19 protein-coding genes and 2 pseudogenes are annotated in these 21,478 nt (G+C 71.1%); 4 read left to right on the top strand and 17 right to left on the bottom strand.

Going from position 1 to position 21,478, the window contains the following annotated elements:
- Positions 1–11 precede the first annotated feature (11 nt).
- The 10 genes from ACR807_RS04100 to ACR807_RS04055 form a co-directional block, all read right to left on the bottom strand.
- Complete coding sequence (locus ACR807_RS04100) at positions 12–1,070, bottom strand: DUF4192 domain-containing protein (RefSeq protein WP_438919831.1); 1,059 nt, start codon at positions 1,068–1,070, stop codon at positions 12–14.
- Between the two features lie 101 nt (positions 1,071–1,171).
- On the bottom strand, positions 1,172–1,372 hold the full coding sequence (locus tag ACR807_RS04095) for a hypothetical protein (protein ID WP_438919830.1): 201 nt from the start codon (positions 1,370–1,372) through the stop codon (positions 1,172–1,174).
- 738 nt (positions 1,373–2,110) lie between these two features.
- On the bottom strand, positions 2,111–2,662 hold the full coding sequence (locus ACR807_RS04090; RefSeq protein ID WP_438919829.1) for a hypothetical protein: 552 nt from the start codon (positions 2,660–2,662) through the stop codon (positions 2,111–2,113).
- Positions 2,663–2,960: 298 nt separating this feature from the next.
- Positions 2,961–3,506, bottom strand: coding sequence for a hypothetical protein (locus ACR807_RS04085; RefSeq protein WP_438919828.1), 546 nt, complete (start codon positions 3,504–3,506; stop codon positions 2,961–2,963).
- A 121-nt stretch (positions 3,507–3,627) separates the two neighbouring features.
- On the bottom strand, positions 3,628–3,798 hold the full coding sequence (locus ACR807_RS04080; protein ID WP_438919827.1) for a hypothetical protein: 171 nt from the start codon (positions 3,796–3,798) through the stop codon (positions 3,628–3,630).
- Between the two features lie 255 nt (positions 3,799–4,053).
- Positions 4,054–5,475, bottom strand: a complete 1,422-nt coding sequence (locus ACR807_RS04075) for a hypothetical protein (protein ID WP_438919826.1) — start codon at positions 5,473–5,475, stop codon at positions 4,054–4,056.
- Positions 5,476–5,554: 79 nt separating this feature from the next.
- Positions 5,555–7,024: an ATP-binding protein gene (locus ACR807_RS04070; protein ID WP_438919825.1), complete on the bottom strand. Its 1,470-nt coding sequence runs from the start codon at positions 7,022–7,024 to the stop codon at positions 5,555–5,557.
- A 256-nt stretch (positions 7,025–7,280) separates the two neighbouring features.
- Positions 7,281–8,531 carry a hypothetical protein gene (locus ACR807_RS04065; protein ID WP_438919824.1) on the bottom strand — a complete coding sequence of 417 codons (1,251 nt, stop codon included), beginning with the start codon at positions 8,529–8,531 and terminating at the stop codon, positions 7,281–7,283.
- Positions 8,532–8,838: 307 nt separating this feature from the next.
- Positions 8,839–9,519: a hypothetical protein gene (locus ACR807_RS04060; protein WP_438919823.1), complete on the bottom strand. Its 681-nt coding sequence runs from the start codon at positions 9,517–9,519 to the stop codon at positions 8,839–8,841.
- 3 nt (positions 9,520–9,522) lie between these two features.
- Positions 9,523–10,137: a hypothetical protein gene (locus tag ACR807_RS04055; protein WP_438919822.1), complete on the bottom strand. Its 615-nt coding sequence runs from the start codon at positions 10,135–10,137 to the stop codon at positions 9,523–9,525.
- A gap of 848 nt (positions 10,138–10,985) precedes the next feature.
- On the opposite strand from ACR807_RS04055, the gene ACR807_RS04050 reads away from it, so the two are divergent.
- Positions 10,986–13,166, top strand: coding sequence for an ATP-binding protein (locus ACR807_RS04050; protein WP_438919821.1), 2,181 nt, complete (start codon positions 10,986–10,988; stop codon positions 13,164–13,166).
- 853 nt (positions 13,167–14,019) lie between these two features.
- On the opposite strand, the gene ACR807_RS04045 is transcribed toward ACR807_RS04050, so the two are convergent.
- The 3 genes and pseudogenes from ACR807_RS04045 to ACR807_RS04035 form a co-directional block, all read right to left on the bottom strand.
- The gene (locus ACR807_RS04045) at positions 14,020–14,376 is read right to left on the bottom strand and encodes a hypothetical protein (protein ID WP_438919820.1); all 357 of its coding nucleotides are present in this window, start codon (positions 14,374–14,376) and stop codon (positions 14,020–14,022) included.
- Positions 14,377–14,704: 328 nt separating this feature from the next.
- Positions 14,705–15,628 carry an alpha/beta fold hydrolase gene (locus ACR807_RS04040; RefSeq protein WP_438919819.1) on the bottom strand — a complete coding sequence of 308 codons (924 nt, stop codon included), beginning with the start codon at positions 15,626–15,628 and terminating at the stop codon, positions 14,705–14,707.
- 102 nt (positions 15,629–15,730) lie between these two features.
- Positions 15,731–15,865, bottom strand: a pseudogene (locus ACR807_RS04035) (IS5/IS1182 family transposase); the annotation flags it as partial.
- Between ACR807_RS04035 and ACR807_RS04030 the strand changes: the two are divergent.
- The 3 genes and pseudogenes from ACR807_RS04030 to ACR807_RS04020 all read left to right on the top strand — a co-directional run.
- Positions 15,864–16,400: pseudogene (locus tag ACR807_RS04030) on the top strand (transposase); the annotation flags it as partial. The pseudogenes ACR807_RS04035 and ACR807_RS04030 overlap by 2 nt on opposite strands.
- Before the next feature lie 200 nt (positions 16,401–16,600).
- Positions 16,601–17,818 (top strand): PP2C family protein-serine/threonine phosphatase, encoded by a 1,218-nt coding sequence (locus ACR807_RS04025; protein ID WP_438919818.1) that lies wholly within the window; start codon positions 16,601–16,603, stop codon positions 17,816–17,818.
- 400 nt (positions 17,819–18,218) lie between these two features.
- Positions 18,219–18,629 carry an STAS domain-containing protein gene (locus ACR807_RS04020; RefSeq protein ID WP_438919817.1) on the top strand — a complete coding sequence of 137 codons (411 nt, stop codon included), beginning with the start codon at positions 18,219–18,221 and terminating at the stop codon, positions 18,627–18,629.
- A gap of 399 nt (positions 18,630–19,028) precedes the next feature.
- Here ACR807_RS04020 and ACR807_RS04015 read toward each other — a convergent pair whose 3' ends face one another.
- The 4 genes from ACR807_RS04015 to ACR807_RS04000 form a co-directional block, all read right to left on the bottom strand.
- Positions 19,029–19,241 carry a hypothetical protein gene (locus tag ACR807_RS04015; protein WP_438919816.1) on the bottom strand — a complete coding sequence of 71 codons (213 nt, stop codon included), beginning with the start codon at positions 19,239–19,241 and terminating at the stop codon, positions 19,029–19,031.
- Positions 19,229–19,549 carry a hypothetical protein gene (locus ACR807_RS04010; protein WP_438919815.1) on the bottom strand — a complete coding sequence of 107 codons (321 nt, stop codon included), beginning with the start codon at positions 19,547–19,549 and terminating at the stop codon, positions 19,229–19,231. Before ACR807_RS04010 ends, ACR807_RS04015 begins: the two co-directional genes overlap by 13 nt.
- A gap of 290 nt (positions 19,550–19,839) precedes the next feature.
- Entirely contained in the window at positions 19,840–20,229 is a 390-nt protein-coding gene (locus ACR807_RS04005) for a hypothetical protein (RefSeq protein ID WP_438919814.1), read from the bottom strand.
- 1,096 nt (positions 20,230–21,325) lie between these two features.
- A complete protein-coding gene (locus tag ACR807_RS04000) occupies positions 21,326–21,454 on the bottom strand; it encodes a hypothetical protein (RefSeq protein WP_438919813.1) in 129 nt (42 codons plus the stop codon).
- Positions 21,455–21,478 lie beyond the last annotated feature (24 nt).

The raw sequence follows: 21,478 nt of genomic DNA, 5'->3' as shown, positions 1-21,478 counted from the left end.
GTCTGCCGGGGTTATTCGGGTTCGATCAGTCCCCTGCGCTCGATGTCCTCGACCGCTTGGTGCACGAGAGGGCGGAGGGCCTCTGGAGGCATCTGGAGGTCCAGGGCGGTGCGCAGCAGTCCGGCGAGGCGGTGGCCGGGGCGGGCGGTCTCGGCGCGGTCGAGCGCCAGGGAGGTGAGGACGCCATCTCCGCGCAGATAGGCGGACATGGCCAGCAGGGCGGCGGGCTCGGCGCACTGGGGGGCGGGGCACTGCCGGGTGAGTTCGGTCCACAGTCGTTCGGCGGCACGGGCATGCTCACCGGCGGCGGTGGCGATGCACGAGTCGCGCACCAGGCTGTCCGACAGGGCCACGGCCAAGGCGGCGACGTCCTGGTCGGAGAGCGCCCCGGAGCGTGTAGCGGTTCGCTTCACGTACCGCATCACCAGGCGGTAGGAGTCGTTCGTCGATCGCGGCCGGTCGTGCCGGCCGACCAGCTGGTCGATGAGGCTCGCCCGGCGGGCCAGGGCCTCTTGGGGGTCGGGGCGCAGTGTGGCGGTCAGGTCGTCGCGGCTGCCGAATGTGCGCTGGCCTTGCATTACGGAGGTCACGGCGAGCACGGAGGTGTTCGGGTCCGGCACGGTGCCGGTGTGGGTGGGGTCGTCGTAGTCGTGCCATCGGGCTCCGGCGGTGATCGTCGAGGTCCAGAACATGTGCAGTGGCATGTCGTGCTCGGCGAGTGCGGCCCGTATCTGTGCGACCAGGGCGTCACGCGGCAGGAGGTCGTCGTCGGGCTCACCGCCTCCGACGACGACTCCGAGGGCGATCGCGCCGGGGTGGCGCGCCGTGATCACGGTGACCTGGCCGATCAGGTTGCTGGTGAGCGTGTCGGAGGGCAGCGGGAAGCACATCGTCATCGTGATCGTGGCACCGGCGAGGACGTTGATCACCACGGCGTCGGCCGGGTAGTAGCCCATCAGGTGTGGCGCGGCGGCGATCAGGTCGCCGGGCTGGGTCAGTGTGGCCGGCGCGACCTGGTCCAGCGGGGACGTGGACGAGCTCGGGGTCGGTTCGGGCGTCGGATCGGACATCACAGGTGTGCTCCTTGAACAGATAGTGAGGATGTGATCGGGCAGTGCGGATGCCGCGAGGTGGCCGTGATCGGGCGCCTCGTGAGCGGGACCGGACCGGGTCAGGGCTTGCCCTGTTCGGTGGGTCGGTCGTGCGGGGCGGTGCGCTCGACGCGCATGCCGGCCTGGGCGGCGAGCAGGACGTAGACGTCGTCGGCGACGGAGAAGCCGTCCAGCGCGTGCCATTCCCAGCCGTCGTAGGGCACCTGAGTGCCGTCGAGGTGCTGCATGACGCCGGCGGGCAGGTATTTCAGGTGGTACATGCCTCGGGCGCGGAATGTAAAGGACGACTTCCCCGTCGGTGGTGTCGAAACGCGCGATCGGCGCCCTGTCGAGGACGGTGAACTCATTGCAGCGGCACAGGAAACCGGCCGGTGGACTGCAGGCTGCCGAGGCTGCTGTGCGTCCTGCGGGCCGGGTGTCGTGGACGGTGTCGCCGACTGGGGCGCCGATGGCGGTGACCAAGGGCCAAGCTCACTCGGCAGCGCAGTAGGGTTGTGAACTGGCGGTCCTTCACGGTGTGGCGGTTGCGCCCGAGTCGGTGCGGTTTCCATTCGACATCGGACGGAAGCGCGCGCGGCGACCGCCTGGGACAGCTGCGGCATATCCGGTTTGTTTGTTCGCCGGGTGCTTTGCGTGATGACAAGTCGGCGTCGAGTCGCGGGCCGCGCACAAGCCACAACAAGATCAACAACTTTGCACTATGGTATCCATGGATTTTTCGAGCTACGGCGGTGTCGAGTGCGGTCATTCCGGCTCTGCCATCGGTCAGCCGGGAGACGGTGGGGAAGGCGCCATCGTCGCCGTGCCCGGCTCGTGCAGCGGCCTGATCGTTGACCGCTACTGCCGTCGGCCGGTGTCGACGGGGCGTCGACGGGCGGCGTACGGGGCAGTGCGGAGTGGGCATGCCGCCACCGCGACGGCCACCGTGGTCTTGACGGAAGCGGCATGGTGGAAAGCGGATGTCTGCCCGGGGTGGTAGCTCCGGCTTCTCACGCTGGTCACCGCGCTCGGTGGTGGCTGGGGTGGTTGTCGCGTACTGCTGCGAGGCGCAGCTCCAGCGAGCGCAGGTTCCGTGAGTCGGCGGGGCTGGTGGCGCGCGTGCGGGTGCGTCGCACGAGGTCGACCGCGAGGTCGATGCCGCCGAGGATGGTCAGACTCGACTGCTTCCCCGCGGTGAACCAGCCGTGTGCGGTGTCCACTCGGCACAGCGCGGCCAGTGAGGGCACCGCGTGGGTGAGCAGCGTGTCGATCTCGACCTCGGGAACGACGAGCCGCACGGCCGCGCCGTCGACCAGGTGCGCGGTCAGCGCGGCGAGGGCGTCGTCGACGGCCGAGGCCATCGCCCGGCAGGTGGCGGTCTCGGCCGCGGACCGGCCGTCGGGGCAGGTGTCCTCCCACGTGTCGCGGGCATCGGCCAGGCGCCTGATCACCTCGACCAGGCTGTCGGGGGCGATGTCGGATATCGCGAACGCGGCGACGCGCTCGTCGTCCCAGGCAGGGTCGGGCGACTCCACGTCGAGAACGTCGAAGTCGGGGTTGTCACGCTTCACTCGGGTTACCTCATGAACTTTCCAGTGTCGAAGGGGAGATGACCGTTTCCCGGGTGGTGTGTCGGTCAGTGGAGCGAGGGTTCGTTGCCGTGGCCGCCGGCTGGCGCGTGGCTGTTGTGCGGTCGCGCAATGAGACCTCCAGCGTTGCGACGAGCATGATGACTTCGGCGCAGGCCGGGTGCGACCAGGTGCTCGGCGGGCATCGGCTCGGCGAGCACCTGGGCGAACGTGCCCATCGGGGCGTGGACCAGGGCATCGGTGTCGGGAGACGGGCTGCCGCTTCGGTGACCGGAGACGGTCATTCGATGCCTGCCGGAACCTCGTCGGCGATGGGAGCGCGCACCATCGCCGCCCCGGGCGGCCAGGGCGTCCACGAGTCATCGCCGGCCGTGACGATGACCGCTTGGGCGCGCTGCTGGAACTGCTCGGAGGTGATGCAGCCGACGGTGGCCTCCAGCGACAGCAGGTAGTGCTCGGCCTCGGCGTGCCGGTTGGCCGCGACCACCTCGGGCACCCTGTTCAGGGAGGTGACCAGCAGTTCGGGCAGTGTGTCGCCGTAGGTGAGGCGGGCCATGCGCCGAACGGCTGCGAGGCGTTCGTGCAGGTTGTGCACGTGGTGCGGCGGGCCGTCGGGCATGAGCGTGAAGGACGTGCGTCGTACCTGGTTGAGGACGATGTAGTCGTGTTCGTCGACGAGTTCGTAGCGGAGGCCGTCGGCGGTGTCGGTGATGGACGTGATCCGGTAGCGCCCCCAGTGGTCGTCGAGTGATCCGTGGTAGTTGACCCATCGGCCGACTTCGGCATGAAGCGGCGAGGTCGCGGCTGAGGCGTGCGGTGGCTGCATCGGCGTCTCCTTCTGGTGGGTTGACGTGATTCGGGGTTGCGGTCGGCCCGGCGAGCCGGGTCACCCGGTTGTGGCTCGGATCGCCGTGGCCGGTCTTGACACGCTGAGGTGGTCAGGACGTCTACTCGGCCCACTGGGCGAGTTCGACGGTGTGTTCGGCACCGGAACCCGGTCCCTCCCAGTACCGGTCGTCGACGTCGATGAGGCGCACCCGGGCGGTTGCGTCGCCGTTGTCGTGGAGCAGTTCGGCGGTGGCGCCGGGGTAGTGCGTTGACATGTGAATCTGGCTCATCGGTGCCTCCGGTGGGACGTCGGTGGATCGCGGCCCGGTTAGCACAGCGGGGGAGGGCCCGAAGGGCGTCACGCGCGCGGTGCTCGTTCATCCGGGCGGGATCGCGTAGCGACCGAGCGCAGCGAGGCTGGTCTCGCCTGGATGGACGGGCATGGAGTGCGTGACGTGAAGCCCTCGCCCGGTGTGCTGCCCTTGGCGCGGTTCACCGACGTCTCCCACCGGAGGGGCGTGTCTACGGCTTGGGGGCTGTGACGGTCAGGGACGAGCGGCGTCGAACTCGTGGACGGCGCGGTGCGAGAGGGCCCGGAGTCGAGCGGTGACGGTCTCGTGGTCGACGCCGGCGAGGCTGGAGGGCAGGATCGCCCACCGGTCGGTGGCGATGTGTCCGGCCTTGAGGAGCGGGGAGTGCGGGCCGTCGATGGTCTTCAGTTCGATCGGCGGGGTGTGCCCGGCCGTGGGATTGATCAGGAGCAGTCCGCTGCCGTGTGCGGGTGGGGTGGTGATGTCGTTGACGGGGATGGCGAGGCGTTCGGTGCCGCCGACGGTGCCCAGCGCCAGGTACTGCACCGGGCCGGTGACCTGCACGACCGTCAGTTCCCGCCCCCAGGCCGGCTGGTCGAGGAAGGCGATGACGTCGCCGGGCTGGACCCGGCGCAGCAGTTGCAGCTCGATGGGGGCGGGGGAGAACAGCTCCGCCAGCAGCGTCGCCGACTTCCGCAGCATCCCGGCGCGGTCGGCGGGGATGTACCAGGCGTCGATGTCGTCGAGCTGATCGGCGCGGTGCCGCAGCGCGTCGACCGCCCGGCGGGGCTGCCCGTTCAGGGCGGTCAGCGTCGCTTCGACGATGACCGCGGTGGACACCGCGTCCTCGACGCGGGTCTCGGTGGGGCGCTGGTCGGCGCGGCCGGTCTTGCGGCCGCCGTTGAGCTCGTCGAGCACGGTCCTGATCGGGCGCAGGAACGGTTCGGGTTTGCGGCCGTGCACCCAGGGCAGCGGTCCGTCCAGGATGTCGCGCAGGAGGGTGACGACGCTGTGGGAGGCGGCGTCGCGGGCGGGTGCGGCGGCGAGCGCGTGCAGCATCGCCGCGGTGTGCAGTGCCCGTGCTCCGGCGGCCAGGGCCGGTTCGGCGGTGACGTGTCCGGCGAGCAGGGGGTCACGCCAGGAGGCGACCTGTTCCAGGACTTCCCGCGGGTCGCGTCCCCAGTCGATCGGGGCGCCGGTAGTGCCGGGCAGGCGTTCGAGGGCGTCGAGGTAGTCGGCGAACGCCTCGTCGGACAGGTCCAGGCCGGCGTGGGTGGCGTCGGCGTGTGCGTAGGCGAGGGCGGCGAGCGTGGGCACGTGGGTGGCGGTGGCGATGTGCACGACGTGGCGGCGGCCGAGGCGGGTGGCGGGGGTGGAGCGCGCGGTGAACGACAGCAACCGGCGGGTGGGCGACAGGCGCAGGTCGGTGGCGGTACCGATCATGGCGATGGTGCGTGCCCGGCCGGTTTCCCAGGACCTGGTGGCGTGTGTGGAGGGCGGTGGGGTGGCGTCGCGCAGCACACGCAGCACCTCGTCGATGCCCGTCCACGGCGCTTCCTCGGAGACCTCGGGGCGCAGGGTGCGGCGTCGCAGCAGCGGCAGCGGGGCGTCGATGATCGGCTCGATGTCGATGTCGATGTCGGGGTCGGTGCTCATGCGGTGGTCCTTGCTGGTCGGTGATATCCGGATCGGCAGGGCGGTATGACTGGCGGTATGGCGGGGGCCGCCGGCCTGTTCAGGCCGGGGTGGGGCGGCTGTGCAGGCGCAGGGCGAGCGCTTCCTCGACGTGGCGGGGCTCGGGGTGGGTGCAGGCGTCGAGGTCGGCCAGTGACCAGGCGACGCGTCGGACCTCGTCGACGCCGTGCTCGCTGAGCACTCCGGCCCGGTGGTGGCGGTCGAGCAGCTCCCAGGAGGTGCGGGGGAAGACGCTGCTCATGGCCAGGGCGGCGGCGGGCACCTCGGCGTTGGTGGACACCCCTGTGTCGCGCCATCGGTGGGCGGCGCGCAGGCGCGCCGCGGCGACTGTGTCGGCCAGCACCGGCAGCGTCACCGCAGCCTGCCCGTGCCGGTCTTGTTCGGGCCGGTGGTCGCGGTCGGAGCGGATGACGTGCAGCCGGACGGAGACGCGGTCGTAGACGAGCGGCGGCACCTGCCGCATCTCGGAGGCCAGGTCCGGGCAGGACACCACGAGCAGCGGGTCCGCGGTGAACGAGGTGGGCGTGCCGTCGACGGCCAGGACCACGTCGCGGTGGTCGAGGACCGGCAGCAGCGCCTCCCACTGCTCCGGTGGGCGGCGTCCGGCGGAGGTCAGGTGGAGCACGCCGTAGGTGGTCAGCAGCGCCGCTCCGGGCCCGTGCGAGCTGCCGATCAGCGCCGATACCGACGCGCCGCCGTAAGGAGCCCGGTAGGGCGGGGTGTGATCGAGCGGCACGTCGTGGGCGGGATCGCCGTGGCGTCGGTTCCGGGCCAGGACGAGTGCCTGCTGGTCGGTCAGCGCGGGCAGCAGGGCTGCCAGTGTGTGGGCGAACAGGCCACGGTCGGCGGGGTCCGGTCCGGTGAGCAGCACGTGGTGTCGACCGGCGGCTGCCGCCGCCAGCCCCCGTGCGGCCCACGGTGAGAGCGCCACGTCGTCGAGGACGGGCGTGATCGAGCGCTCGGGCGGCTGCCAGGTAGAGGGGGCCTGGGTGAGTGCGTCGCGACGGCCGTGGGCGTAGGCCACCACCGAGGCCAGGGTATCCGCGCCGAGAACCCGGATCCCGTCGAGCGCGGGCGCACCGGCCAGCCCCGCGGCGGGAACGATGACCCGGCGAAGGTCGGTTCGGTCTTGGAGGGACCGCAGGCACGCCTGGATGTCCGATGTCGGGTGCACGCTGCCGTCGAGGCCCAGACCGCCCAGGAAGACGGTGTCCTCAAGCGGCGGCATCTGGCCGGAGGCGGTCAGCACCGCGACGGCGACGGCGAGGTCGTGCACCGGGTACTCACCCCCGGTGGCGGGGTCGCTGTCGATGCTCACCGGCCTGACCGGGTAGGGCAGGTCGGAGTTTCGGATCGCGGCCTTGACCCGGTCCCACCGCTCCGGTCTGACACGACGACGGCCCGGCGGAGAGGTGTGGGCGTGGTGGCCGACTTCGACAACGGTGGTGATCACGAGGTCCTGAGCGCCGCCTGCGATCGGCAGGAGGGAGCGGATATGAGCTGTGGCCATGGTCTTCCCTATGGATAAACCGAAAAGATCGGGGGGAGTGCGCGGACAGGACCGCGTCGAGGGAGGCGGTGGGGGAGCCCGTCGGGCAGGCGGTGGTGGTGAGCCCGCGGTCGGAGGGCCGCCCGAACGCTGTGGTTGGCCGCACCCGCCGGGGCGGGGCCTGGTGACGAGCTCTGGCACCGGCAGCACGGGCCCACCCGGTCTGGACTGGGTGGGCCCGTGCTGTGCACGCGGACGCCTGGGAGGCGGTGGCCTGCTACTTGACCAGGGCCATGGCGCGCAGGGCGAGGTCGTCGAGGGCGTCGGCGCGGGCGGGGTCGGCCACGGTTTGGCTGTAGCTGGTGATCGCGTTCGCGATGCCCGCCGCGGTGGGCTGGGCTGCGGCGATGAAGTGCCGCAGCACGCCTTCGCGTTCGGCCTCGGTGAACCCCAACTCGCGGCCCAGCACCTGCACGGTCGTCTGCGGCTCGGTGACCGGCGCCCCGGCCTGCTCCTCCAGCGTCGTGACCTGTCGGGCCAGGAACGCAGGTGAGAGCCATTCGCGGACGTGGTCGCGGGCCTGTGCTGCGATGACGTCGAGCTGCTTCTTGACGGTGTCCTGCGACCAGCTGATCGTGCCGCCCTCCATGCGCTGCCCGAGGTGGACCTTGCGGAAGGCCAGCGCGGGCAGGGTGAGGCCGTTGCGGCAGATCCGCACGAACAGCTCCGGCTTGAGCGTCACCGATCCGGAGCCGACCTCGGAGTTGGAGAAGCGGAACCCGGCGAAGACCACAGGCTCCGAGCCGGGCTCGTAGCCCTGGCCCTCGGCGGCGGCCAGGCGGCGCCCGGTGTCGAGGTCGGTGGTGACCCGCTGCCGGTCGGCTTCCAGGTCGGGGTTGGTGAAGGGGTTGCGGTAGCCGGCCAGCAGGCGTGGTGCCAGCCGCTCCACGGTGGGGGAGTAGACCTTGCAGTGCATGGAGGAGTCGGTCAGGTCGCAGGAGCGGATCTCGACCTGCACGTCGGCCTGCTTGATGCCGTCGAGCACGGCGGTGAGCAGGTCGAGGTTGTCGACCATGCCGAACCGGTCCGACAGCATGGCGCGAAGCACTCCCGGCTCGCCGTCCTGGCCGCGGAAGAGCCGCAGCAGGAACGAGCGGGAGTCGGCCGGGTAGACCACGCTGGTCGCGCCGGTGGCGGTGCGCTTGGACTTGCCGTGCAGCAGGCCGTTGACGTTGGCGTCGAACAGGTCGGGCCGCTCGGTGCGCAGACGCCGCAGGTACTTCGAGCCGATGCCCAGCTTCGCCGCGATCGTGGTGTCCGCGGCCGCGGTGGGCACGTAGAGCCCGTCGACCAGGGTGACGCCGTGGTCGTCGACGACCGGCTCGACCCCGGACAGCTCGATCGCGCCGCCGCGGGCCCGCAGGGTGGTGGCAGGGGCCACCACGTCGATCTTGGCGGCGTTCTGGGTGCGCAGCATGTGCAGCATGTGCTCGAAACCGGCATTGCGCACAGGGGTGGTCAGGGACACGAGAAGCTCCATTCCGCGAGGGCCACGCACGCCGTGGCGTACGTGGCCCTCGCATTCGGGTGATCGACAGCGGCGTGGTCGCTCGCCGTCATCGGGTGTGGTGGCGGTGGTGCCCCGCCCCGGTGTCGGCGGGGCGCGGCCGATCGGCCGTGGCGGCCGCAGGAGGGCACGCTGCGCTGATGGCGGCGTGCCTCTCGTGGCGTCGCGCTACGGCAGGCCGTCCCTGCCCCGCCGAGGCAGGGGGAGGCGGACAGCGGCGCAGGTGAGCGCCGGAGTGGGGTGAGATGACCTGCCTGGGGTGCCGCGGTCAGCCGCAGTCGCACTCGGCGGTGCCCGCGCTGGTGACGAAGGCGCAGCGCGGGGTGTGGAACGTGGTCAGGATGACGCCGCCGTCGTCGGACCGGATGACGATCAGCGGGTGGCCGTTGCGTTCGGCCCACCGGAACTGCTTCGGGTCCAGGCGCACCGGGTCGGCGTCGTAGCCGACGATCGTGGCGACCAGCGTCTGGAGGATTTCCCACAGGTCCGGTCCCGGTGTACCGGTGCTCTGCGGTGGTGCGGGGTGCTCGAAGCGGGCGAGCAGGCCGCCGTCGCAGTTCGACAGGTCGATCCCCGTACCCGGCCCGAGCACCCCGGCCAGCGCCCGCAAGGCCGGGTACACGAGGTGCTCGGGCTCGGGGTGGTCGGTGCCGATCCGGACGCTGTAGGCGCCGCGGGCGGTCAGGGAACCACCGGGACGGCGGCGCACGGCCAGCCGCAGCTTCTGCGCGGCGGTCATCGCATCGTCGTCGAGGTCGACGCCCAGCGAGTGGAACCACTGCCCCAGCAGTTCAACGGCGTCACCGCCGGACACGCTGCGTTCCGGGTCGTCGTGCTCAAGGTCCTTGTAGTGGCGCAGCAGACGCATCACGGCCGCGCCTTCGACGCTGTCGGGATCGAAGCCGGCGGCCTGCGGGGTGATGTCGCCGGTGGGTGGTTGTGGCGTCATGCGCTACACCACCAACGAGGAGAACATCGGCAGCCGGTATGCCTCCGACGCCGGGATCAGGTCGATGATGTCGCGCTCGCCCGTCCACCGTTCGACGAACCGCAGATGCACCGACAACCACTGACGGACCCACCCGGGCATGGCATCGCTGACCGGCCGGTGGCCGTGGCCGCCGTAGAAGGTCATGAACATCCAGTGCTCGTGCCGCCATGCGAGTTCGGCGGCGATCCGGATCGGGATGGAGGCCAGTTCGGCGGGATGCCACCGGGCGCCGTAGGCGGTCCAGGCGTCTCCGCCTGCCATGAGCGGCTGCACGACCAGCCGCCACGGCTCATCGTGGCCCACCAGCCTTCCCTTCGGGTCGACCGGGCGGACCTGCCGGCACTGCGGGCACCGGCCGTAGAGCGAGGTGGGGCGAAGGTTCGAGCGCGGCCCGATGCTGCCCTCCAGGGCAGGCTGACGACGACCGGCACAACGAATGGTGTCCAAAAACAAACCGTTGGAATTTTTCACGCGCATGATAATCTTTCCGTTGACATTCCGATCCTCGACGATTTCGCGATTATTGGGCGAGGTCGGCCGGTTATCCGACTGGGTATTGACGATCGATAAATACATGTGCTCGGCGACGGTTCTTTCCTGCCGCCCACCCGGTCGAAGCCCCCGCCGTCGTCTACGGCGTCGGGCCCCGTCCGGTGGGGCGCACTCGGATGGCGTCCGCGGCGGGGTAAGGGGGCAAGCCCTCTTTTCGGGCTTGCCCCCGGCCCGACGCGGGCGCAGAGTGCGCAGCCCCACCAGACGGGGCACCGCGCCGGATCCAGCCCCTCACCTCATCAGTGCCAGGCACAAGAGGGCTGGCACAAGCTTCCGGACACCGGTGGCGAGGCGCCGCGCCGCCTTCGAGGCGGGCGGGTGCGGCCGCATCAGCGCGAGCTGGGCCAGCGGCGAAGCAGTCGCCGCCGGTGTCGGCTGAGCGTGTTGAGCACGACCCGCAGGCCTCGTCGCTGTACTCGTACAAGGGTGGTGTGGTCGGAGAGCAGGTGCGCTGCCGCGAGCGGCGCGCGACCCCGGGCCTTCCGTCGCAGCCCCTCGGCCACCGCGGCCCGTCGGCGCTGTGGACGCGGATGGCCCGCTCGTTCCCGCCGCACACATACCGGCTGGCGGCGATGTGCCCCCGGTGACACATGCCCGACCTCGGCCTGTCCGGCGGCGCATCGCAGCGATGCGGCATCCGAAGTCGCGCAGCAACCGGTGGGCATCGCCCTCCGACGCGGCCCGGCGACCCGGTAGGCGGTGGACGGTGTGGTCCTCCGCGGGGCGATCGGCCCGACCCGCCCGGTCCGCGGCGCGAACGCGCCAGGGACCGACACATGCGCGGGTCCGCCTTTGTGCGGAGTGGCTCGGTGCGGCGCGGTGTATCGCTGGGTGTCCAGTCGTCGACCGGATCGGGGAGGTGTCATCCGTTGGTGACGTCCGAACCGCAGCTGCCTCGTGGTCCCGACTCCGCATTCGCCGGTGTCGGCGGCCCTGAGGTGTCCAACACGGCGTCCGATGTCGTGGGCGCGGTGGTGCAGGCCGGTGTGGTGCACGGTGGCGTGCACCTGTACGCACCGCCGCCCCGCACCTCGGTGGTGCCCTGCCAGCTGCCCTCCGCGCCGGCGCTGTTCGTGGGACGAGCGGCGGAGGTGGACCTGCTGGACCGTGCCCTGGTCGCGGCAGGGGTCTCGACAATCGGCGGCGCCGGCGGGATGGGCAAGACCTGGCTGGTCCTCGCCTGGGCGCACCGTCACCTGGACCGGTTCCCCGACGGGCAACTGTTCGTGGACCTGCACGGCTTCAGCCCCACGCGAGAGCCGATGGACCCGGCGGTGGCGGTGCGCGGGTTCCTCGACGCCCTCGGCGTCGACCCCGGACGCATCCCGGCCGACCTGGACGCGCAAGCGGCGCGCTACCGGAGCCTGGTCGCGGGGCGGCGCATGCTGATCGTGCTGGACAACGCCGCCACGAGCGGGCAGGTCGTGCCGTTGCTGCCGGGCGGCTCGACCTGCACCGTGCTGGTCACCGGCCGCACCAGGCTCTCCTCCCTGATCGACCGGCACGGCGCCCGCCACCTGACCCTGGACGTGCTGACCCACGACGAGACGCACGCCCTGCTGGCCGCTCGCCTGGGCACCGCCCGCGTCGTCGCCGAACCCGATGCCGTCGAGGAGCTGGTCGGACTGTGCGGGCGCTACCCGTTGGCCCTGGCGATCACCGCCCGCAACGCCGCCACCCGGCCCCTCGTCCCCCTGGCCGAGATCGCCGGCGAACTGCGCGAGCTTGGCCTGGAAGCGCTCGACCACGACACCGACCCCGCGGCCAGCCTGCCCGCGGTCCTCTCCTGGTCCCTGCGCCGGCTCACCGACGAACAACGCACCGTGTTCGCGCTGCTCGGGATCGCGCCCGGCCCCGACACCACCGTGTCCGCCGCGGCCGCCCTCACCGGCCTGCCTCCCGCCCGTGCCCGCAAGGCGTTGTCGGCGCTGGAAGAGGCCTCACTGGTCGAACGGCGGTCGCACGGCCGGTACGCGATGCACGACCTGATCCGCGACTACGCCACCACCACCGCCCACGACCTGCCCGACGACGTGAGGCAGACCGCGCTGACGCGGGTGATGGACTTCCACCTGCACACCGCCACCACCGCCGACCACCTCCTCAACCCCCACCACCCGTTCCTGCCGCCCGCCGAGCCCGCGCCCGGAGTGCGGCCGCTCCCGCTGTCCGACGACGCGGCGGCGGCCGACTGGCTGCAGGACGAACACGCCACCCTGCTGGCCACCCAGCACGTCGCCGCCGCTCTCGGCCACCACCGGGTCGTCTGGCACCTCGCCTGGGCGCTGAACAACTTCCACATCCGGCGGGGACACCTGCGCGACTCGCTCGCCTCGTGGCGGGCGGCGCTGGACGCCGCCGCTCACCTGCCCGATCCCGCCTCCCGTAGCCGCGCCCACCGGCACCTCGGCCGCGCCTGTGCCCGGCTGGGCCGCCACGAGGAGGCCGCCGCGCACCTCGACCGCGCCCTCGACCTGGCCACGCGTCACCGCGACACCGTCGAACAGGCCCACACCCACCGGGTGCTCGCGTTCTCGTGGGGCCGCCGGGGGGACGATCGGCGGGCCTTGGACCACGCCCGACACGCCCTCGACCTCTACCGCGCCGTCGGTCGGCCGCTGTGGGAGGCCGACGCGCTCAACTCGGTGGGCTGGTACTCCGCGCGCCTGGGCGACCTCGACACCGCGCGCGACCACTGCCACGCCGCCCTCACCCTGCACCGCCAGCACCACGACCCCGACGGCGAGGCGTCCATCATGGACAGCTTCGGGTTGATCGCCCACCGCGGCGGCGAGCACCGGCAGGCGATCGGCCACTACCGCCAGGCCCTCGTCCGGTACCGCACCCTCGGGAACACCTACTTCCTCGCGTACACCCTCGACAACCTCGGTCACCCACACGCCGCCCTCGGACAACACGAGCAGGCGCGCACGGCCTGGCAGGAGGCAATGGAGTTCTACCGTGAACAAGGCCGCGACACCGATGCCCGACGCCTCCGGCGACAACTCGACGATCTCGACGATTCCCTCGACACAAGTCCCGGCCGTACCTGATCGCTGAACCGGCCCGTGCTCCACCCTGCGTGGCGACCCGACGTGCCGCTTCGCCCCTTGCACCGGGACGTCCTTATCGGGAGACCTACTTCCTGGCTGCCCCTGGGCCGCACTCAGGGCCGATGTCCGGGTCGGGGTGGGCGAACAGTTCGGTCTGTACACCTGTGGGACGGCGGGGCCGCAGCACGGTCTTTACGCACCGGCGGCCTGCTGGTGACGCCCCGGCAGGCCGCGCAGCGGTTGCGCGCCGAGGCCGGTACGGCACCCACGGCGGTGTCGGCGTCGAGTCCGCCGCCCTGCGCGCACCGGTACACCACGTTACCGACGGGGGCCCGGCGAGTTCGCATGCGGCGTACGTGCCGCTGAACACGATGCTCTCGGCGAGACGCTCGGCAGCCTCTCACGATCCGCGCCCGCCAAACAGCGTTGGGAACCGCCGTTTACCGCTGGTGGTCACAGCCTCTGTGACCACCAGCGGTAAACGGCGGCTTCAGAGTGCAGGGCCTGTTGTTGTTCGAGCGTCGCCGGATCCGCGTGGCGGGAAGCCCCAGCGATAGTTGGCGGGCGAGGCGGATGCAGGACCGAGCTGCTACCGCACCGGTGGGCAGGTCGGAATGTAGGGCAATCCGGGGACGTGCTCCCCCCACTCGCTCTTGGGAATCCGCGCTCCGCGACCTGGCAGGCGAGGCTGCGCTCGGGGGCGCAGGCGAGGTCCCGCCGCGCGCTCAGGTCCCACACGAACGATCCGTATTCGTCCGACCTGAACACGATGGAGTCACCGACGACAAGGGGATGTGCCTCCACGACGTGTCCGACAGGAGGATTCTGGGCCGTGAATCCGGACTGAGCGGGTTCAGTCGGTTCCCGCCCTCGCCTTGACGGCGAGTATCCCGGTGCCGGGCGCCACCGTCATCGCCGTCTGGACCGTGCGTGGCAGCGTCGCGGTCAGGTCGTTCGTGGCCACGGATCGGATCTCGGTTGCGTCGGTGGTCGTGCTGACGACGTGTTGCAAGTCGTCGGTCAGGTGGGCGGAGGACGGCAATTCCCGGGTGGGGACGGCGCCGGACAGGTCGACCAGCCGGCTGCCACTGTCGAAGCCCAGGAGTGTCCACCGGCCATCGGCGCCGAGGTCAGCCGCAAGTGGCTGCCCCAGGTCCCGGGGAGTCCGGTCGTCGTGTCCCAGAACTCGGTGTGACCGTCGCGCAGCCACACCAGCGTGTGTCCGTTGGACGCGCTCGCCCGCACCTCCCGGACGTCGCCGCGAGCGATCTCGCTGGCGGCCGAGTAGAGGATCGTTACCGCGCTGTCGCCGACGATCGCGTGTCCGTTGTCGATGAACTCCACGTTCGGGGCGGCCGACGTCCCCATGTCGACGGCGTGACGACCTGCGTCGTGAGGTCCACAGTGGGCAAATGAGATCCTCGGTCCATGACGATCGCGTGCCGACCGTCCGGGGCGACGCTCGGGCTGACGGGGGTGATCGGGACGCAGGACGGCGATGGTCGGTGCTCGCCCGCCTCGTCAGGACAGGTGTTCCGCTACTCGTCGAGGTTGTCGGATGGGTGGCGGACCGAGGCTGCTTCGGCGCGTTGCGCCAGTGCGACGACGCGCTCGGCGAGTTCGGGCCACAATTCCCGCGGCAGGTTGTGGCCCATGCCGTTCACCAGCACCAGTTCCGCGTCGGGGATGGCGTCCGCCGTGGCACGTCCGCCGCTGACGTCGATCACACGGTCGGCGGCGCCGTGCACGACCAGGGCGGGCACCCGCAACGACCGCAGCCGCGCGGTGCGGTCGCCCGTCGCCACGGCTGCGAGCCCCTGCCGCTGGAGGCCCAGGGCGTCGTACCCCCGGTCGTGCACGACACCGGCCCGCTCGGCCGCCTCGGCCTCGTCGAACGCGAACACCGGTGACGCGGCGATCCGCGCCGCCCGCACCTGCCACCGGACGAATGCCTCCCGCTCGGGCGGCGGCAGGCCCAGTTCCGCGAACACCGCGAAGTCGGCCTCGCCCACGCCCGGCGCGCCGGTGCTCGACATCATCGACGTCAGCGACCGCACCCGCTCGGGATGCTCGATCGCGAGAACCTGCGCGACCATCCCGCCCAGCGACGCCCCGACCACGTGCGCCCCGGTCCACCCGAGCACGTCGAGCAGCCCGGCCGCGTCCGCCGCCATGTCCGACAACGTGTAGGACACCGTCGACAGCTCACCGGCCAGGGCCGCGGCGAAGTCGGGGACGGGCGCGTCGGGGAAGTGGGTGGACCGACCGGCGTCGCGGTTGTCGAACCGGACCACCTGCACACCGCGGTCGACCAGTTCCCGGCAGAACCCGTCCGGCCAGTCGACCAGCTGCGCGCCCGCGCCCATGACCAGCAGGACGGGCGGCGCACCGGGGTCGCCCAGGCGCTCGTATGCGATCTCGACGCGGGACGGGCCGACGTCCCGTGCTCTCTGCTCTGGCATGACCACGACGATAGATCGAACGAACGGTGGGGAAATCGTTCTGCGGTCCGATGTTTTCCCTTGAACCCAGGTCGTATGGTGGGAATGGGAACACTGAGTGTTTCATCCTGTGGGGGTCTCGTGGTTCTGGAGGACGTGGATGGCTTTGGCCAGGCGTCCGGCGCGGCAGGGGCAGCTGCGTAGTTTGCGCGGGACGCGCCAGGTCTTGAGGTGGGCGTTGGCGCGTTCGCCCGGTCGCGAGGTCTGCCCTGGCACCCGCGCGCAACGCCGCTGGTTCCACAAGATCGGCAACGTGCTGTCCGCGTTGCCGAAGTCAGCGCATCCCGGGGTGAAGAAGGTCCTGGCCGAGATCTGGAACGCCGAGGACAAACGGCACGCCTTGGACACTGTGACGGCCTTCGACACCGCCTACGGCGCGAAGTTCCCCAAAGCCACCACGAAGTTCCCCAAAGCCACCGCGAAGATCACCGATGACAGCGAGGAGCTGCTGGCGTTCTACGACTACCTCACCGAGCACTGGATCCACCTGCGCACCACGAACCCGACCGAGTCCACCTTCGCCACCGTGCGGCACCGCACCAAGGTCACCAAAGACCCAGGATCCCGCGCCGCCGGCATCGCGATGGCGTTCACACTCATCGAGTCGGCCCAGATCCGCTGGCGAGCGGTCAACGTTCCACAACCGGTCGCCCTCGTCCGCGCCGGCGCCCGCTTCGAGAACGGCAAACTCGTCGAAGGACCCGAGGAGCACGCACCACCCACCGCAGCCTAAAGATCTTCATCCACAGGTCTTGACTATTACTCTCGGATCGAGTAGAGAGATCCGATCGAGCAGTCGGTGGTGGGACGAAGGTGAGTGCCGTACTACGCTCGCAGGCACACCCAGTTCGTTCCGCGCCGGCTCGCATGGCCCCCGTCACGCGCTTGTGCTGTCCTTTGGGTGCGCGTCGGCGTGTCGGGGAGGGAGTGCGGATGACGGATGTCCGGCGGTTGGCCCGGCGGCTGCAGGTGTTGGAGGCGATCACCGACAGCGCACTGCGCGAGCTGGACCTGGACAAGCTGTTCGACGTGCTGCCCCGGCAGGTACGGGAGCTGTTCGCGGTCGACACCGTCACCGTGCTGCTGGTGGACGCCGGCGGCGGGCACTTGGTGGCCAGGGCGACCTCCGGCCTTGAGGAGGAGGTCCTTCAGGGCGTGCGGGTACCTGTGGGCTCGGGTTTCGCCGGCGCGGTCGCCAACCGCCGGGAACCGGTGCAGATCGACCACGTCGACCCCTCGACCGTGGTCAACCCGCTGCTGTGGGAACGCGGTCTGCGGGTCATGCTCGGCGTGCCGATGGTGGCCGAGGGCAGGTTGATCGGGGTGCTGCACATCGGCAGCACGGCCGAGCGCCGGTTCACCGACGAGGACGTCGACCTGCTCCGGCTCGCAGCCGACCGGCTGGCCACGGCGGCGCACCTGCATCGCTCGCGCTCCGAACTGGCGGCCGCCGCCCTGCTGCAGGACAGCCTGCTGCCCGACCGGCTGCCGACCACACCCGCCTGGGAGTTCGCGGCCCGGTACGTGCCCGGCGCGGAGAACGGTGTGGGCGGCGACTGGTACGACGTGTTCGAACTGCCCGGCGAGCGCATCGGCGTGGTCATCGGCGACGTGGTCGGCAGCGGGCTGCCCGCCGCCGTCGTCATGGGACGACTGCGCAGCGCCCTGCGCGCCTACGCCCTGGAGTTCCCCGACCCGGCGGACGTGCTGGGCAAGCTCGACCGCAAGGCCAGCCACTTCGAGGCCCACACCATGGCCACGGTCGCCTACGCCGTGATCGACACCGTCACCGCCCGCGTGGACCTTGCGCTGGCCGGCCACCTGCCGCCGGTGCTGGCCGGCCCCGGTGAACCGGCCCGGCTCGTCGACTCCCCGGTCGGACCGCCTGTCGGGTATAACCTGGCCGTTACCGGCCGCCGGGGCACGGCCCTCGACCTGCCACCCGGCGCGCTGCTGGCGTTTTACACCGATGGGCTGGTCGAACGGCGTGGCGTGGACCTCGACAGCCGACTGGAGCAGTTGCGCCGACAAGTGACGGCGACAACCGCGGAGACCGTCTGCGCCGGAATCATGGCGGACCTGGTCGGCAACCAACCCGCCACCGATGACATCGCCCTGCTCGTGTCTCGTCACCGTCCCGAACCCACCTGACAGGTCCCGAGACGGGGGCCTCGTGACCGGCGCGCGCAGGTGGAGGTGAACCGCCCGGAAGCGGCCGCAGGCGCGCGACGGGGTGGGGCGCGGTCACGACGACACTCGTCCGGGACGGTGGGGTACGGATCGGGCCGCTGGTGTTGTGCTGGAACAGCACCGCGCAGGACGGTCCGCTGAACCCGACCATGCGGAACACGACCCGGCGTCGGCAGACGTCGGACGCCGAACTGGTGTCGACCATGTGACGCACCTGTCCTGCGACGTCCGGCCGGGGACTAACCGTGTGGAGAGATGACGCCGCGCTTGATCCGCGACCCGGCCGGTGACCGGGCGGGGTTGAGAAGCCGGCTCTTCGACGTGTTGAGAGGCCGGGAGGACGTGCGTTGATGAAGGCGACGTGGGGTCGGCGCCGGTCACGGTGCAGTGGGACACCGCGGGTGGGGTGCCGGTGCCGAGGGTGGTGGGCGAGATCGACCCCGAGAGCGTGGAGACGCTCGGATACGAGCTGCTGACCTGGTTGGAGGAGGCGACCTCGGACCTGGTGATGGACCTGACCGGGATGCGGTTCCTGGTCTCGGCGGGACTGGCGCTGCTGATCCAGGCCGCTGCCCACGCCCAGCGGTGTGGAGTGGCGTTCGTGGTGGTGGTGGCCGGTCGACGCGCCGTGCTGCGCCACCTGTACGAGACCAGGCTGGACAAGGTGTTGACCATCTGCCCCGACCTGGACCGCGCCATGTCCGCCGTGCGCGGGATTGCCGCCGCCTCATCCGGTACATCGCCACTCGATGTGACAGCGGTGGCGGAATAAGCCGTTCCGACCGGGGGCGCACTCGGTACACCGCCAGGACGCATCATGGGTCTGCTGCACGGCGGGCCCATCCTGGGGGCCGGGTCGGAGCGACCGGGGATGTTGAGGATTGAGCGAAGTCCGTGAGCGGACATCCGCCGGCCACGCAGATCCCGAAGTCGGCGGACAGCGACTGATCGGCCACCGTCGCGGTCGGTACTGGGAGCGATGGGATGCCGGTACAGCTGCTGATCCCGAAGCCGGGATGCGTCCGCGCGGCGACGCCACGACATCGATGAACAGCATGTGATCTGCATCATGATGTTCGTGTACTGGATGGTGCGTCCCGCTTCCGCGGTTCAACGGTGCGGCCGGACGCATCTGTCGGGGAAGGATCGCATCGGTGGGTGACGTGGTTGGTCAGGGCATGGGGATTCGGCCCCAGACGACCTTGTGGTCGGTTCCTTGGCGCACGCCCCAGTCGTTGCAGATCGTTTGGATGATCTTCATGCCGTTGCCGCGGTGAAGGCTGGTGCTGGAGGACCCGACGACCGGGGTGCGGTCGGGGGTTGCGTCGTGGGCTTCGCCGAGCCGGTCGTGCCTGGCCGCGGCGGTGGCCGTCAGGTTGGCCATCGTCCCACCGGGGTGAACACCCCGCAGCTGCCGGCCGGCAGCCCGAGCAGCTCCGCGAGCCACCGTGCGGTGACCTGCTCGACGGCGACCGGTCCGGCGCCGATGAACCACGCGCCGGGGGACACGTTGAACCCGGAGACGAGCAGGTCACCGAGGAAGTTGTTGGCGCCCGGGATGAACGCGAAGCAGCCGGGGTGGCCCAGGCTCAGCGACCGGGACAGCACCTCGGTGGCGAGGAAGTCGACGAGCCCGCCCGGGTCCTCCGGGGCGGGCTCGGCCAGGATGAGGTCGACCTCATCGGCTTCCACTCGCCGGTGCACAGGCCGGTTCCGCTGCCCGCGCGGGTGATCCACCACCAGGTCGACGACCCGATGGCCGAGCGCGCGCATCTGCTCGGCAGTCAGATCCCGCTCGTGCGGGGCAAAGGTGGTCACCGCGGTGGGGCTTCCACGACGGTCGTGGCCCGGTGGACCGCGTTGACCCAGGCCCGGGCGACGGGGTTGAGTGCGGGCCGTTCGCCGACCGGGGCCGCGCGGTGGAGCAGCCGGACGAGCTCCAGTTCCTCGCCGGGTGCCCGGTCGCCGGGCCAGGCGTGCTGTCACAGCAGCGCCTCGCCGGGGCGCAGGTCGGTGAGCTGCTTGTGCCCGAGCGGCCGGAGCTCGCCGGTCTCCAGCCGGTAGCACCCGGATCCGGGGATCGCGTCGAGCATGCCGTGGTGGGTGACGGGCACGACGAGCTGGCTCAGCGGCAGGCAAGCGGTGCGGACGCGGCTCACCGGCACGGACGGGAGCAGCGACGCGAGGGCGTGGGCACCGACCATCGGCAGCAGGCCCGCGGTGATCTCCGGCGCTTGCACGAGCGACACCACGGTCTGGAACCGGGATTGATCTACGGCGAAGACCGTGCCGTCGACAGCCGCGACGAGGTCGAGCCCGAATGCGCCGCGAAAGCCCAGCTCGCGGAGTTGGTCGCCGACCTGTTCGCACACCTGCCGGCACCGCCTGCCGACCCTGTGGGCAGCCCGTCGTCGGCTACCAGCTGGTTGCCGCAGTGCGCGCCCCAGTACGGGTGAACTCGGGCAGGCCGACCAGCTGGTGCGACGCCGCGGAGCCGCGGTGCCATTGCCGGTGGCGCATCCGCTCACGGTCAGCGGCATGCCCGGCGTGAAGGCGGACACCCGCAGCGGCTCACCGCGCCAGTCGTCGAGCACCGCGCGCAGCTGCGCGACGTCGGTCGCCAGTCGGGTGCCCTTACCGGTGAGGTTGTTGGCGCGGCGCTGTACAAGACCGGGTGGCCACCGCCCACCGCCCAACAGGACTCGGCGTCACCGGGGTCGGCGAGGACCACCCCGGTTGCCGGCACGGTCACGCCCGCGCGCTCGAACAGCCGCAGGGAGTCGATCTCGTCAACGGCGATTTCCGCGGCGGCTCGCGGGGGCGTGAGCAGTCGCAGCCCGCGGCCGGCCGCCCAGGACTGCACACCCGTGCCGTCCTCGGGGGCGAAGGTGATCCCGACCCGTCCGGCGGGACCGAGCGCGCAGGGGCCGGCGGACCGGGTGGCCCGCCGGTCCCGGCGCTCGTACCCCCGTGACGCTGCTACCGGTGGGCGACAGGCAGGAGGTGTACCAATCGTTGACCTGGGTGACGACCGGCCTCGGCGCCGGCATGACACCCGGCGAGTAGCTCCAGGTCGAGGTCGTGGTGCACACGACGACGCCGGTGGCGGGCGTGTCGTCCGCGGTCGCGACGCCGGTCGGCGCGACTACCGAGGAGACGGCGAGCAGAGCGGAGCCGCACGCGACGGTCACGAGACGGCGACAACGGGAGCGGAACACGGCTGGTTCATGTTCGACGACCACTTCCGGGTTCGCGGTGCGGGTTCCGGCTGGATCGGAGGCGGGCCTGGCGGTCGCCCGGTGAACGGCCAGGCCGTGGTCGTACCCCGAAGAACGAGGGTGGGGAGCACGGGTGCGTTCCCCGTCGAGAACGCGTTCTTCGTCCGGCGGGCTCCCGTTGCGATCGCCCGGTACGGCTCGACTGATCGGCCGGCTTGCCCGGTACCAAGGTGCCGTCAGCCGGTGCGGTTCACGTCGCGGTCGCGGCGACGTCGAGCTTCTCCAGGTCGATGGGGCGCAGGGACGAGACCTCCACGCCGCCCAACTCGATGATGATGACGATCGGTCCGCCCGATCCGATGACGATGTAGTTCGGCATTGGTTCCTCCTCGTTCGCAAGTGG

The sequence above is a fragment of the Saccharothrix sabaoui genome (genome assembly GCF_051756985.1).
GTDB lineage: Bacteria > Actinomycetota > Actinomycetes > Mycobacteriales > Pseudonocardiaceae > Actinosynnema.
The sequence above is the reverse complement of the archived record's forward strand: the minus strand, read 5'-3'. Positions and strand labels throughout refer to the sequence as shown.

What these genes read in the sequence shown, in the direction of transcription:
- ACR807_RS04100 (WP_438919831.1), bottom strand. Translation starts at nt 1,070, where the DNA reads ATGTCCGATCCGACGCCCGAACCGACCCCGAGCTCGTCCACGTCCCCG.
- ACR807_RS04095 (WP_438919830.1), bottom strand. Translation starts at nt 1,372, where the DNA reads ATGTACCACCTGAAATACCTGCCCGCCGGCGTCATGCAGCACCTCGAC.
- ACR807_RS04085 (WP_438919828.1), bottom strand. Translation starts at nt 3,506, where the DNA reads ATGCAGCCACCGCACGCCTCAGCCGCGACCTCGCCGCTTCATGCCGAA.
- ACR807_RS04080 (WP_438919827.1), bottom strand. Translation starts at nt 3,798, where the DNA reads ATGAGCCAGATTCACATGTCAACGCACTACCCCGGCGCCACCGCCGAA.
- ACR807_RS04075 (WP_438919826.1), bottom strand. Translation starts at nt 5,475, where the DNA reads ATGAGCACCGACCCCGACATCGACATCGACATCGAGCCGATCATCGAC.
- ACR807_RS04070 (WP_438919825.1), bottom strand. Translation starts at nt 7,024, where the DNA reads ATGGCCACAGCTCATATCCGCTCCCTCCTGCCGATCGCAGGCGGCGCT.
- ACR807_RS04060 (WP_438919823.1), bottom strand. Translation starts at nt 9,519, where the DNA reads ATGACGCCACAACCACCCACCGGCGACATCACCCCGCAGGCCGCCGGC.
- ACR807_RS04055 (WP_438919822.1), bottom strand. Translation starts at nt 10,137, where the DNA reads ATGTATTTATCGATCGTCAATACCCAGTCGGATAACCGGCCGACCTCG.
- ACR807_RS04040 (WP_438919819.1), bottom strand. Translation starts at nt 15,628, where the DNA reads ATGCCAGAGCAGAGAGCACGGGACGTCGGCCCGTCCCGCGTCGAGATC.
- ACR807_RS04025 (WP_438919818.1), top strand. Translation starts at nt 16,601, where the DNA reads ATGACGGATGTCCGGCGGTTGGCCCGGCGGCTGCAGGTGTTGGAGGCG.
- ACR807_RS04015 (WP_438919816.1), bottom strand. Translation starts at nt 19,241, where the DNA reads ATGGCCAACCTGACGGCCACCGCCGCGGCCAGGCACGACCGGCTCGGC.
- ACR807_RS04000 (WP_438919813.1), bottom strand. Translation starts at nt 21,454, where the DNA reads ATGCCGAACTACATCGTCATCGGATCGGGCGGACCGATCGTCATCATC.